This window comes from uncultured Arcticibacterium sp. (assembly GCF_964021845.1).
GTDB lineage: Bacteria > Bacteroidota > Bacteroidia > Cytophagales > Spirosomataceae > Arcticibacterium.
In genome coordinates, this window is sequence record NZ_CAXHZC010000010.1 from 66,589 (window position 1) to 80,816 (window position 14,228).

Consider the following 14,228-nt stretch of genomic DNA (forward strand, 5'->3'; position numbering starts at 1 on the left):
TACAATGGCACATTTAAATTATTTCGGAGTAAAGAATTTTAGGATTTTTAATGACATGTGTCGTTTTAATCTAAAACCCATTACAATATTAATTGGAGAAAATAGTAGTGGAAAAAGTAGTTTAACTAAAGCCATTCTAACACTTAAAGAAAGCTTTTCAGGCATTAAACGAGACTTTGATGAAGGCATAAATACTTACTCCATAGAGGAGCTAGACATTCCAAACCAACTACATCTTGGTAATTTCGGAAAAATAAAAAATAGAAACTCAGAAAGTGATATATTCATTTTTGAACTACCTTTTAAATTTATCTCACAATTCCATCACTGTATTCTGAGAATTAATTATAAATTAAATAACAATTCCATACAAAATGCTAGCTTAATTTCATTCCAAATAGTTGAACCTACCACTAACGAAAATCATTTACATTATGACCTCGCTAAAGGTGAACTTAGAATTTGCTATACCAAATTATTAGACTTTTTTAAAAGTGAAATTCCAAAATATCTTGAGCTTGAAAGGCTTCAAAGTAACAAAGAAAATCTAATTGAACCTTTCATGTTTGATGGTGTAGCACAAGAACATCTATTCACGGAAGAGTTAAAAAAAAACCTTAGTCTTCTAGAGAAAGACATTTTGGAACTTAAGGTTTTCTATGACCGACTAGCTCCCACGGCTTGGCATGCAGAGTACATTGACAGTTTTAAATCTAGTTCTATTTATCGAGCTAGAATTCTTTCTGACTCATTAAACTTTCATGATAAACTGCCCTTATTTAACTATTGCTTTCTATTTCATGGAGAAAGAGCGGACCAGATGAAAGATAACTTCCTTCTTAGCGACACAGAAAGAGAACAAATAATCCTTAAAAACAATATTTTTTGGAATAAAATTAATTTGCCGTTTTCTGATTTTTATAAAAAGTTGCGTGGAATAGAAATAAAAATTTTGGAGGACTTTATTTTCAAGGAGGAAGATAGAACATTTTCTGAATTCACGTCTTTTACAAGCATGAGTAAAGGCATTGCCTTTAAAAGCAACTTTTTTAAAACTACCTTTCTAGAAAAACTATGTGAATATATTCCAGAAATTTTAGAGGTTTATGAGGTAGAGGAATATGGAATAAAATCATTTGAAAACTCTAATTTATTACTAAAACCGAAAACTAATTCTGCATTTCAAAAGGCTGACATTTTTTTTGACAAATATTTTTTTCAAAGCATAACAAATGGGTTCAGTACCCTTTCTTCCATTTTTAAGAGTATTGAATATATACCTTCAGTAAGATATCAGGTTGAGCGAATTATAATCAATAATTCTAACTCTTTCTTGCAAGAATTACTCGTTCAAATTCATAAAACACAGCTTTCTAAAGATGCCATTACATTTATCAATAAATATTTAGAACTCTTTAATGTTGCAAATGAAATTCAAATCGAAATATCTGAAGACAGCAGCACTTCAAAAATAATCTTTTTAAAAAATGGGCTTAAAGAGGAGCTAGCAGATTTGGGTTATGGTATTTCTCAAATAGTTCCAATTATTTTAAAAATGGGCTTATTAATAACAAATAACGCTGCCAATCCTAAATATGGTGACCCCTTTGGGAATTCTTCAATTGTTATTATTGAAGAACCTGAAACTAACCTACATCCAGCTTTACAATCAAAACTTGCAGAAATGATTATTGAATGTTATCAAACAGACAATATTCAAATAATAGTGGAGACTCACAGTGAATACTTTATAAGGAAAATGCAATATCTTATTGCTAAAAAGGCATTCAAAGCTGAAGATGCCATTATCTATAATTTTAGAAAATTTAATAATGACGAAACAGAAAGTAATGCCGTTAAGCCCATTAAGTTTAACAAAGATGGTAGCCTCTCAGAGAACTTCTACCCCGGTTTCTTTGATGAAGCATCTAGCCTAGAATTGGAGTTATTAAAAATAAAGAGAGGCAATTCAAATTTAAACTAGTATGCTAGTATACCTCAATTATCAATTCCTCGAAAATTTCTTATTGCTAAGCGATGATAGTGATGAACATTATATCCTTAAAAAATTCATTTGTGACCAAAGCAGTGCGAATAAGCTAATTCTAGACTTTGATCCAATCGATTTATATGATGACCCTGAAAAGCGGGTAATAGCTCGTCAAATAGCACAAAGACTATCCTCATTTACCATAGATTTAACTTTCACAAAAAGCTTTAATAATAAAGACTTCTATGAATCAGCCATACCAAAGCTTTTTTTCATGGAAGAAGAGGAAACTAACCCTTCAACTTGGGGCTGCTTTACTATTTCTTCAAGTAAATATTACCAAGCCTCACTAATCTTGTTAAAAGATGAAAAAAGACTTGACACTAGCCAACGGGACTGGTCTTTACTTTCAGACTATCAAATACCATTGAATGCCATGATAATTTCAGATAATTATCTCTTCTCAAATGATGTAAACTTTGAAAACCTGAAAAGTATATTTAAGAATCTAATGCCCAGCAAACTAAAAACAACCTTTGATCTTACTTTTATAGGCTTCGACCCTAAGAAGCAGTTCAAGAGTATTAATGATTTACATAAAAAGCTGTCAAGTTACTTCGCGGAAAACTTTAATTACAAGGTAAACTTGTCAATTATAAGAGAAGATAACCACGAACGAGCCATTTACACGAACTATTACAGAATTAACAGTCATAATGGATTTGGATTATTTAAAAACAGAAATATTAAATCTAAGGATGAACTTACTCTACAATATACACCTATTGGTGCTCATTCTCGTAGTTCTTCTCCTTACGAAAACTACAAATCTGAACTAGAAAAGATTGCTAAGAAAACTAGAGTTGAAAGAATGAAAGATAGGGAGAGTGGCACAAAAAAGAATAGACTACTAAGTCAACCATAACCCATCAAAAATGAAACACTTCTTCTTAACTACTGCTCTACTCTTAATCTTTGGCTATGTCAATGCTCAAGACGATATAGGTGCCATAAAAACGAAAGAAGGATTCCTAATTTATAATAATTCGGAAACCCCTTTCACCATGAACCTTGTAGGAGATATTAATTTATCTAATTACCCAAGAGTAGGTATCAATGGTAATTTATTTGAGTACGTGACTGGTCAAAGTCAAGATTTCGGAAAAGAGAATAAAGAGATACTAATAAACTACATGAAATGGGAGAGTGATTATCTGGCCGAAACATTCAACCAGGCAATTAATATCCAGAATGCATTCACAAATAAAAATGGACTTCTTATAAACTTATGGAACATTGTAAATCCAACATTAGCAAAAGATGATAGCCAAAACGAAAAACAGTTTTATGCCGATTTCTGTAAAGGAGAAAAGATCTATCGACTTTCTTTTTTGAGCTTTAAGGGCTCAGACAAAGAAGCAGAAAAAAGCCTAATGGAAATAATTAATAACATACGCTTTTACAGTAAAAGGATTGATGTAACTGAATTGTCAAAATCTATTTCTTCAAATCATGCAGAAGGAAAATACTAAAACTCGAAAATGCATGAGACTACTCACTAAATCCCGTTTTAAACTAGGCTTAGAATGTCCAAATAAACTTTATTATACCAAAAAGAAGGAATACGCTAATCAGAAAAATGACAACCCATTTTTGGAGGCCTTGGCTTCTGGAGGTTTTCAAGTGGAGGAATTGGCGAAACTACATTATCCTGATGGTATTTTGATTGAGGATAAAAAGTCACATAGTTCGTATGATTATGAAGAAAAGGTAGAAGCGACCAACAAACTTCTCCAACGTGTAGATGTAGTCATTTTTGAAGCTGCTTTTCTGTTCGATAACTTATTTATTAGAGTTGATATTTTAGAAAAAAAAGGAAAACAAATCAACCTCATTGAAGTCAAATCTAAATCTTTTAATTCTTCTGATTGTGAATTTGAGTTTGTTGGCAAAAAAGGTGGATTAGATACTTCCTGGGCACCCTATTTATTCGATGTAGCTTTCCAGAAGTATGTAATAGAGAAAGCATTTCCTGAATTTAAAGTAATACCATTTCTAATGTTAGCCGATAAGGACAAAACCACCTCCTTAGATGGTTTAAATCAACTATTTAGAATTACTAAATCTTCTGACAATCGTACTGGTGTAGAACCTAGGTTGTTTAAACTCAACAAGCCTGAGGAAGAATCTGTTTTATCTACAGTTAATGTTTCAAGCCTTATAGAAGGTATCGAATCTGGGAACCACAGAATTATAAAGGATTGTGCTTTTGAAGATTCCATTAAGTTTTTTGCAAAGGCGTATCAGGACGACCGTTTTTTTGATCACGATTTAAATTTTCAGGCATGTAAAGCCTGTGAATTTAAAACTAAGGAAGACATCGAAAACTTACGGTCTGGGTTTAAAGAATGTTTTGCGAAAAAGATGGATTGGAATAAAGCTGATTTTAAAAAGCCACATGCATTTGAAATCTGGAACTTGCATTATACGAAACGAAATAAACTTCAAGAATTAGGTCTTTTGAAACTGGAAGATATTGATGACGAACTATTAAGACCTAAAACAGAATCTAAACTAATTTTAAATGGGATGTCGTCCTATGAAAGACAACTTATTCAAAAGCACAAAGCTGTTGATAATGACCTTGAACCTGAGGTGTTAAAAGATTCTCTAAAGGCAGAAATAGATTCTTGGACTTTCCCATTAAACTTTATCGATTTTGAGGCATCCACTTCTGCTTTACCTTTTTATGCAGGACAGAAGCCTTATGAGAAAGTTGTTTTCCAATTCTCACATCATATTTACCATGAGAACGGAAAAATAGAACACGCCAATGAGTATATAAATTTAGATGCTGGAGTGTTTCCAAACTTCGAGTTTGTCAGAGAACTAAAAATGGCATTAGAGCAAAATACTGGAACTGTTTTTCAATTCTCACCCTATGAGAATTCTACACTTAATCAACTGAAAATTCAACTAGATCAATCTAATGAAACTGACAAAAATGAGTTAATTACATTCATCAAATCATTGACTACTCCGCCCAAAAGTAAAGATTATAAAGATGAAATATGGGAGCCTTCGAGAGGTATGATAGATTTATGCGAGGTTATTAAGGCTTACTACTATAACCCACTTACAAAAGGCAGCAATTCCATTAAAGCCATTTTACCAGCGATTCTCGAAACCAGCCAATTTATAAAAACCAAATACTCCAAACCTATAAGTGATATTGAGATGAATTCTTTTAACTTCTCTTCAGAAAAGGTGTGGCTTACAATAGAGGATGGTAAAGTCGTAGACCCTTATAAGTCATTGGAGAAACCATTTCAGGATTGGGATGAGGACTTTGAAAGAGTAAGTGATATTGAAGATATTAATAATGGCGGTGCGGCAATGACCGCCTACGGTTTAACACAATATACAGACATGTCAGATGAAGAACGAGAAAAAATCAAATCAGCATTATTAAAATACTGTGAATTAGACACTCTAGCTATGGTGATGGTTTATGAGCACTTAAGGGAAACCATAAGCTAAGAAATTCAAAAAAAATAGCCAACTATCCTTGGAAAAATTGGTTACTTTGAACTAAATAGATAACAATCAGATTTTATATCAACGAATGACTTTAGACCACTCAGAAATAACAAAATTCACATTCTCAGGACATGACTCCTTTCAGTGTAGGCAACTTTGGCTTAAGAAGGGCTTCGACTATGTAGTAGACAATCGAGCTTTTAATGACGCAGAAGCTGTGGTTAAGCTAGGCGTTGGGAAAAACATGGTTTCTTCAATTCGTTTTTGGCTGAAAGCTTTCAATATCATTGACATAAAAGATAATCCTACTGAATTCGGACAACGCCTTTTTAATGATGAGACTGGCTATGACCCGTTTTTAGAGGATGAAGCTAGTTTATGGCTTCTACATTATCAACTTGTTAAAAATCGTTTTGCCTCTATCTACAGCATCATTTTCAATGAGTTTAGAAAAGAGAAGCTTTTCTTTAACAAAGAAACCTTTGTTAACTACCTTAAAAGAATTGCAGAGAGTAACCCTGACTTAAATTTGAATGAAAATACAGTAGCGAAAGACTTTATTGTTTTTGCTAACCTTTATAAAAATGACATTCAGAGTAAAAATATAGAGGATAGTTATTCGGGAATACTTTCGGAAATAGAACTTTTAAAAACTACGGGAAAAGGCAAGGAAGAGCAATTCTGCGTTGAAAACAATGAAAGAGATAACCTTTCCGAAGCCGTTGTTTTATATGCCATACTTGATAACCCAAATTATGGAAAATCTATCAGCTTAAATTCTTTAGAGTTTGACCTCGATAGCCCAGGCTCCATTTTCTCACTAAATCGTTCTGGCCTACTTCTAAAGATAGCCGAAATAGTTAACGAGAATAAAGATATTACATTTACAGACCAAGCGGGAATTAAGGAATTACAATTCAAAAACAAATCCGACGCTTACTCAATTTTAGACAAATACTATGGCAAATAATTTCACTACATCGGTTAATATCATAAGAGATTCTGATAGGGATTTTAATTATATTCCTACTCCCAATGCTAGACAGGTTGTTAGCCAAATCGTAAATGATTTTAAAATAGGGATACGTTCCTTTAATGTCGTCGGGACATACGGTACAGGAAAGTCCTCTTTCCTATTGGCTTTTGAACAGAGTCTGAGGGGAACAAAACGTTATTTCGACCCCAATTTCATTACAGATCCTCAAGTTGACTTCATAAAAATCATCGGCTCTTACACTTCAATCATTGAGGAGTTTGCGGATATTTTTGAAGTCCAAACCACTAAAAACAAACAGGAAAATATCCTTTCCGAAATATTCAATAGATACCATTTTATTGAAAAGAGTAATAAGGTTTTATTTATCTTGATTGATGAGTTCGGTAAGTTTTTGGAATATGCCAGTAAAAACAACCCTGAATATGAACTATATTTTATTCAACAACTTGCCGAATTTTGTAACAATCCAAAGCATAACATTGTATTAATCACAACACTTCACCAAAGTTTAGAATCTTACGCTTACTCACTTAGCACTACTCAAAAACAAGAATGGACCAAGGTTAAAGGACGATTTCGCGAGATTACATTTAATGAACCCGTTGAGCAGCTTTTGTATTTAGCTTCGGAATATGTTGCAGAAAATTTTGAAAATAAAACATCAAAAACTGCTATTGACAAATGTTTGCAATTAGCTATAGATACAAAAGCTTTCAACTTTAATAAGGCTTTCTTAAATGACATAGCTACTAAACTATACCCTTTAGACATTCTATCAGCTAATATCCTTACTCTTTCATTACAAAGGTTTGGACAGAATGAACGCTCATTATTTTCTTTCCTTGAATCATCAGATCACACAGGTCTAACAAAATTCGATAAGCAAGAAAATCCGTTTTATAATTTATCGAATGTTTATGATTATCTGAATTTTAATTTCTATTCATTTTTAACATCAAAATACAACCCAGACTTTGCATCATGGAGTTCTTTACGTTCTGCTATTGAAGAAGTGGAAAGGGCCTATGATTCGTCAATAAATGATTACATAAAAGCCGTTAAAACTATTGGGCTACTTAATATTTTCTCAGCTAGTGGCTCTATATTAGATTTAAACTTTTTGGTTAATTATCTCGAAACAGCTTGTGGAGTTTCTGATTCAAAAAATATTATAAAAAAACTTGAATCAAAAAACATCATCCGTTACCGAGCTCATAGTAAGAGATTTATTCTTTTCGAAGGTACGGATTTAGATATTCAAACAGCCTTAATTGAAGCAGGCAATAAAATCTCGGAGGTTACTGATATAACCACCCTATTAAATAAGCATATTCAATTCAGACCTGTAATTGCTAAACAATATTCATTTTCAACAGGTACACCTAGGTACTTCGAATTTAAAATCTCTGATTATCCAATCTCAACACCTCCATTACCCGAGGGTGAAATTGATGGTTTTGTAAATCTAGTTTTCAATAGCAAACTTAAGGTAAATGACATTCAAAACAAATCCAAGCAGCAAGAGGAAGCCATCATTTACTGTTTTTTCAAAAACTCTGCTGAGATCAAGAATTTACTTTTTGAAATTGAGAAAATTCAAAATGTCATTGAAGAAAACAAAGAGGATAAGGTTGCAAAAAGAGAACTCGAAAATATTGTTGAGTCTCAAATACGCTTGTTAAATCACTATATCACAGATAGTATTTATTCTGGGAGTAAAGATGTTAAATGGTATTTTAACGGAGAAGAAAAGGAGATTAGAGAGAAGAAAGATTTCAATAAATTACTTTCTCAAGTTTGTGGTATTGTTTATAACGCAACGCCTGTTTTCAAAAATGAGCTAGTCAATAAGCATAAAATTTCTTCCTCCATTCACACAGCCAAAAGAAATTATTTCAAGGCATTGGCCAATAATTGGGACAAAGAAAATTTAGGTTTCGAAGACTCCAAATTTCCGCCAGAAAAAACTATTTACCTTTCTCTTCTCAAAGAAAATGGGATTTCACCTATTCGAGAAGATTCTTTAAACATTATTTCAATTGACAAAAAATCATCTTTCAATAAACTTTGGAAAGCATCTGAAGACTTCTTAGAAAGTGCAAAATCAGAACAATTGAAGGTTTCAGAATTGGCAGAAATGCTTAGCAAAAGACCCTTCAAGCTTAAGCAAGGAATGATTGATTTCTGGATTCCAACTTTTCTATTTTTGAAACGAGACGATTTTGCGGTTTTTAATGATGAAAGTTATATCCCAAACTTGACTGAAGAAAACTTAGAGCTAATTGCTAAATATCCAGAAAAGTACTCCATCAAAACTTTTGACATTGAAGGTGTGAAACTTGACATCTTCAATAGCTACCGAACATTTTTAAATCAGTCTACCGAACAAAGCTTTGACAATAATTCTTTCATAGAAACGATTAAGCCATTCATAGTTTTTTACAAACAATTACCAGATTACACAAAAAACACAAAGAGACTATCTCCTTCAGCTTTAAAAATTCGTAAAGCGATTTTAAAAAGTAAAGACCCCGAAGAAACATTCTTTGAAGCTTTTCCAGAAGCATTGGGAATAACACTTTCGGCATTACAAAAGGACAGCTCTAAACTTCAAAGTTACACAACTAACCTCCAAGAAGCAGTTAGAGAATTAAGAACCTCGTATGATGAACTTTTGAAGAGATTTGAAGAATTCATTTGTCATGAATTTGTCGGCAAATCTGTAGACTTTGACGATTATAAAGGATACTTACAAAAGCGTTTTTCTAAATTGAAAAAACATATGCTTTTGAGCAATCAAAAGACCTTTGTCCAACGACTTGACTCTCCATTAGATGACAAAAAAGCTTGGTTAAATTCCATGGCACAAGCCGTTACCGGCAAAACACTTGAAATGTTTTCTGACGCTGATGAAATAAAGCTTTATGAACATTTTAAATCTATGGTTTTAGCTTTAGATAGTTTGACAAGCATATCAAAAACGGATATAGACGAAAACGAAGAAGATGTTATTGGAGTTAAGATCGATTCATTCTTTAGTAAGATAGACCCTAAAGTAGTAAGGGTTCCAAAAAATAAGAGTAAAGAAATTGAGCTATTGAAAATCGAATTGAAAAATAAATTGGGTAAAGACAATACATCGAATATCGCTGCCGTCTTGAACCTACTTAAAGAATTGTTACAATGAGCAAAGTAAGACACGTACTAGGCATATCGGGAGGAAAAGACAGTGCTGCTCTAGCTATTTATGTCAAGACTAAGTATCCTGCAATTGACTTAGAGTTTTACTCTTGCGATACGGGTAAAGAACTAGAGGAGACCTATCAACTCATAAGAAACCTTGAAGTATACCTTGGAATTAAAATCAATCTTTTACAGGGAGCAATGAACAGCTCTGAAGACCCATTTGACCATTTCTTAAAAATGTATGGAGGTTTTTTGCCTTCAGCAAATGCACGTTGGTGTACAAAGAAACTCAAACTGGAACCCTTCGAAAATTACGTAGGTACAGACCCTGTTGTTTCTTATGTAGGCATAAGGGGCGATGAAGCTAGAGAGGGCTACATTTCTACCAAGAAAAATATTCAATCCATTTTTCCATTTCGGAAAAACATTTGGAGTCAAGATGTAGTAGCAAAGTTATTATCCAATCAAAATATGGAACAACTTCGGGCTCTTTCAAAGAATATTGATTTTGGTAAAAATCAGGAGAAAGCTAACCAAACCATTCTAAAGAAAATAGACACTAGCTTTACACTAGAACAAAAACTAAATACCCTACTTGATGCTAATGTTAAGGCTTTTAATTATTTGACTTTTGATTACTTAAAAACTACCGATTACCCTTTAGCTAAGGAAGAATCTTTTCATCTTTTAGAAAATGAAGAAGTCTTGGTGAGGGATGACATCTTCAGAATTCTGGAAGAGAGCGGTGTGGGGGTTCCTGCCTATTACAATAAAATTGACTTTGAAATTGATGGCAATAAAGGCCAATATGCCAGAAGTCGTTCAGGCTGTTTCTTTTGCTTTTTCCAACAAAAAATAGAGTGGGTTTGGCTTTATGAACAGCACCCTGAATTGTATATAAAAGCCATGGATTACGAGAAGGACGGATACACTTGGGGTCAACACGAAAGCCTAGAAGAATTGATTAAACCCAAAAGAATGGCGGCCATTAAGGAAGAGTATGTTAAAAGAATGAAAAGGAAGTCAAAAGTCAAATCGCCTTACTTAGTTGACATCTTGGATGATGCCGAAGATGAAGGATGTGCGGCTTGTTTTATTTAGGAAATGGATTTAAGAACTGGGATAATATACTTCGACTACAATTCCACCACCCCCATCGACACAAGGGTGCTTGATACAATGATGCCCTTTTTAAAGGATAACTTTGCCAATTCAAGTAGTACCCATCATTTTGGCCAAACTGTAAATGAAAAGGTTAAAGAATCTAGAGGAGTTATAGCAGAATTCATAAACGCAGATCCTAAAGAGCTGATTTTTACTAGTGGTGCCACAGAAGCCATAAATATTGCTATTAAAGGAGTAGCCGAAAGTTACTCCAACAAAGGGAAACATATCATCACACTTAAAACAGAGCATAAAGCCGTTTTAGATACCTGCCACGACTTAGAAAGAAAAGGCTTTGAAGTAACTTATTTACCTGTTCAAAAAAACGGGTTAGTAAATTTGTTGCAACTAGAAAAGGCCATAAGAGAAGACACTATTCTAGTCTCTGTAATGTACGTCAACAACGAAACAGGTGTTATTCAACCTATCACAGAAATCGCTTCTCTAGCCCATAAAAATGATGTCTTATTTATGTCTGATGCTACCCAAGCGGTTGGTAAAATAGCTGTTGATGTTGATGTTCTAGGTGTTGATTTATTATGTATTAGCGGCCATAAAATGTATGCACCAAAGGGAGTTGGAGCATTATATGTTAGGCACGCAAACCCTAAAGTCAAACTAACATCTCAAATTCATGGCGGTGGTCATGAACAAGGATTAAGAAGTGGTACTTTGAATGTACCCGGAATAATTGCTCTAGGGAAAGCTTGTGAAATAGCCGGTCAAGAGATGACACAGAATCAACAAAGCATCTCTGAATTACGAGATGACTTGGAATCCAAGTTATTAAGACTACCAAATACAACACTAAATGGTGATTTAGAAAAAAGAGCTTATAACACAACTAACATATGTTTTAAAGGCCAAGATGCCAATGTCTTAATTGGTAGAATGAGAAACATAGCAGTTTCCAATGGTTCAGCCTGTTCAGCTGCCGTCATAGAACCCTCACACGTTTTAAAAGCTATGGGTTTAAGTGATGATGATGCATATGCTTCATTGCGTTTTTCTCTTGGCAAATTTAATAGTCAAGAAGATATTGAAATCGTAGTAAACAAAATCAAACAACTCATTTAACCTTACTTAAACCATGCTCAAAGATTGCGATTGGTCATTAGATAGAGATTATAAAACTGGTTCCGAAAATGAGCCGTTACAATTCTATTTGGATGGACTAGCCAATAGCAATGAGTTTAATTTACTACTAGGTTATTTTAGTTCTTCCGCTATCAATCTCCTTTCTGTTGGCTTTGCAACATTTATAAGTAAGGGAGGTAAAATGAAAATGGTCATCAACCATTTACTTTCATCAAAAGATAAAGAAGCGATTCAGAATTCAGAAAATGGTTCAGGAGGAAACAAAGTTTTTGATCTAACGGATGTGGTTTCGCTCGGTATAGTGTTGGATGAATATGACACTCACTTTTTTGAATGTTTAGCTTATTTAATTGCTGAAAAACGAATTGAAATTAAAGTAATTAAACCGAAAAACGGTAAGGGAATATCACATTATAAATCAGGGGTTTTCAGCGACGGGCAAGATACTGTCGGCTATCAAGCATCTTGTAATTTTACTTATTATGGTCTATCTGAAAACATAGAACAACTTGAAGCTTTTCTGAGTTGGGAAAATGGCAGGTCAAATAAACTTATCAAAAAGCAATTAAAACTAATTGACCACTATTTCGAAGAGAAAGATCAAGATGTAGAGTATCTCTCAGTAAACGACATTGAAGTTGTTCTTAAAGATAAATTTGGCAAGAAAGACATAAATGAATTACTAGTTCAGGAAGAACAATTACTCAAAAAGAAAGCAAGCTTAATTTCAAATGCCAAACTCAAAAAAACAATTGCTAAGCTTTTTAATGACATTGATTTAATTAGAAGAACGCCTAAATTCCCTTATTCAGAAGGTCCACGACTTTATCAAGTTGATGCCTACGACAGTTGGGTTGCAAATGATTATAAAGGAATGTTTGCGATGGCCACTGGTACCGGTAAAACCTTGACCTCACTTAATTGTATTTTAAATGAATATAAAAAAAATACATTTTATAAATTTATCGTTCTAGTTCCAACTACAGCTCTAGCAAATCAATGGCTAAATGAAGTTAAAGTTAAATTTAACTTTGGAAACACCATTTTATGTTGTAGTTCAAACAATTCATGGAGAGCTGAATTGTCCCAAATCGGAAAGAGTGTCGTTCTTGATAGAGATGAGAATTATGCTATTGTTACCACTTATGCAACTTTCAAGGGGATTTCATTCCAAACAATACTCAAGGATTATTTTAACAAGGACTTCCATAAAATAACTTTAATAGCAGATGAGGCTCATAACCTTGCTGCTCCTGGTTTTTTAAAAGTTTTACCCAATTACCTAGAATTAAGAATTGGATTGTCAGCTACGCCTGAAAGGCAATTTGATGAGAAAGGAAATTCAATTATAGCTAATTATTTTAACACCTCGGCAGAAAAATACACTTTTGAGTATGATATGAAAACTGCTATAGAAAACGGTTTCTTATGCCGTTATTATTACTATCCAATTATTGTGGATCTTGAAAGAGTTGAACAAGAAGAATATCTAAAAATAACCAAAAAATTAGCTAAGTTCATTGATTCAAATACAGGCAAATATATAGAGTCTGATTATGTAAATAGTCTATTAATAAAAAGAAAAAGTGTTATTCACAAGGCAAATCAAAAAATTGGGGCTTTAGTTTCTATTGTGAAAAAAATTGGGTCAAATGCATTTAAAAATGCATTTATCTATGTTCCAGAGGGTATAGAAGGAGACTACTCAGATTATGATTTACCAAATACTGACAACGAGTTTGAAGATGAAAGGTTAATAGACCTGTATACTCAAAAGTTATATAACCTATTCAAATTGAAACTGGCCAAATTTACCGGTGAAACTAATAACCGAGATCAAATTTTAAAACTTTTTTCTTCCGGCAAGCTTGACGCTCTTTTGGCCATGAAATGTCTAGACGAAGGTGTTGATATCCCACAGACTAAATATGCCATATTTTGTTCGTCTACAGGTAATCCACGCCAATACATACAAAGGCGAGGTAGAGTTCTTAGGAATTTTAAAGGAAAAGAGAATGCCGTCATTTATGACTTAATAGTTAAGCCTAAAATAGAGCACACTTCAACAGATAATCAACTACATAAAATAGAAAAAAATATACTCTTGTCCGAGTTGAGAAGATTAGTCAATTTCGCCGTTTTAAGTGAGAATAAAGACGAATCACTAAGGAGTATTGAAGACATCTCTTACGAATTAGGCATTGATATTTATGATTTAGCCAACCAAGAATTAGATAATTACAAATAATATGA

General features: G+C 33.2%; 9 protein-coding genes. All 9 read left to right on the top strand.

Annotated features, from left to right (window positions below):
* Positions 1-4 precede the first annotated feature (4 nt).
* On the top strand, positions 5-1,984 hold the full coding sequence (locus tag AADJ06_RS20870; RefSeq protein ID WP_341228442.1) for an AAA family ATPase: 1,980 nt from the start codon (positions 5-7) through the stop codon (positions 1,982-1,984).
* A gap of 1 nt (position 1,985) precedes the next feature.
* A complete protein-coding gene (locus AADJ06_RS20875; protein ID WP_341228443.1) occupies positions 1,986-2,915 on the top strand; it encodes a hypothetical protein in 930 nt (309 codons plus the stop codon).
* Between the two features lie 10 nt (positions 2,916-2,925).
* Positions 2,926-3,522 (top strand): hypothetical protein, encoded by a 597-nt coding sequence (locus tag AADJ06_RS20880; RefSeq protein ID WP_341228444.1) that lies wholly within the window; start codon positions 2,926-2,928, stop codon positions 3,520-3,522.
* A 13-nt stretch (positions 3,523-3,535) separates the two neighbouring features.
* Positions 3,536-5,530 carry a DUF2779 domain-containing protein gene (locus AADJ06_RS20885; RefSeq protein ID WP_341228445.1) on the top strand — a complete coding sequence of 665 codons (1,995 nt, stop codon included), beginning with the start codon at positions 3,536-3,538 and terminating at the stop codon, positions 5,528-5,530.
* Between the two features lie 85 nt (positions 5,531-5,615).
* On the top strand, positions 5,616-6,500 hold the full coding sequence (locus AADJ06_RS20890) for a DUF4007 family protein (RefSeq protein ID WP_341228446.1): 885 nt from the start codon (positions 5,616-5,618) through the stop codon (positions 6,498-6,500).
* Positions 6,490-9,714, top strand: a complete 3,225-nt coding sequence (locus AADJ06_RS20895; protein WP_341228447.1) for a hypothetical protein — start codon at positions 6,490-6,492, stop codon at positions 9,712-9,714. The genes AADJ06_RS20890 and AADJ06_RS20895 overlap by 11 nt, the downstream gene beginning before the upstream one ends.
* Positions 9,711-10,814, top strand: a complete 1,104-nt coding sequence (locus AADJ06_RS20900; protein ID WP_341228448.1) for a phosphoadenosine phosphosulfate reductase family protein — start codon at positions 9,711-9,713, stop codon at positions 10,812-10,814. Before AADJ06_RS20895 ends, AADJ06_RS20900 begins: the two co-directional genes overlap by 4 nt.
* Before the next feature lie 3 nt (positions 10,815-10,817).
* A complete protein-coding gene (locus tag AADJ06_RS20905) occupies positions 10,818-11,954 on the top strand; it encodes a cysteine desulfurase family protein (RefSeq protein WP_341228449.1) in 1,137 nt (378 codons plus the stop codon).
* Between the two features lie 13 nt (positions 11,955-11,967).
* A complete protein-coding gene (locus AADJ06_RS20910) occupies positions 11,968-14,223 on the top strand; it encodes a DEAD/DEAH box helicase family protein (protein ID WP_341228450.1) in 2,256 nt (751 codons plus the stop codon).
* The last annotated feature ends 5 nt before the right edge of the window (positions 14,224-14,228 follow it).

What these genes read in the sequence shown, in the direction of transcription:
- AADJ06_RS20890 (WP_341228446.1), top strand. Translation starts at nt 5,616, where the DNA reads ATGACTTTAGACCACTCAGAAATAACAAAATTCACATTCTCAGGACAT.
- AADJ06_RS20875 (WP_341228443.1), top strand. Translation starts at nt 1,986, where the DNA reads ATGCTAGTATACCTCAATTATCAATTCCTCGAAAATTTCTTATTGCTA.
- AADJ06_RS20895 (WP_341228447.1), top strand. Translation starts at nt 6,490, where the DNA reads ATGGCAAATAATTTCACTACATCGGTTAATATCATAAGAGATTCTGAT.
- AADJ06_RS20900 (WP_341228448.1), top strand. Translation starts at nt 9,711, where the DNA reads ATGAGCAAAGTAAGACACGTACTAGGCATATCGGGAGGAAAAGACAGT.
- AADJ06_RS20910 (WP_341228450.1), top strand. Translation starts at nt 11,968, where the DNA reads ATGCTCAAAGATTGCGATTGGTCATTAGATAGAGATTATAAAACTGGT.
- AADJ06_RS20885 (WP_341228445.1), top strand. Translation starts at nt 3,536, where the DNA reads ATGAGACTACTCACTAAATCCCGTTTTAAACTAGGCTTAGAATGTCCA.
- AADJ06_RS20880 (WP_341228444.1), top strand. Translation starts at nt 2,926, where the DNA reads ATGAAACACTTCTTCTTAACTACTGCTCTACTCTTAATCTTTGGCTAT.
- AADJ06_RS20870 (WP_341228442.1), top strand. Translation starts at nt 5, where the DNA reads ATGGCACATTTAAATTATTTCGGAGTAAAGAATTTTAGGATTTTTAAT.
- AADJ06_RS20905 (WP_341228449.1), top strand. Translation starts at nt 10,818, where the DNA reads ATGGATTTAAGAACTGGGATAATATACTTCGACTACAATTCCACCACC.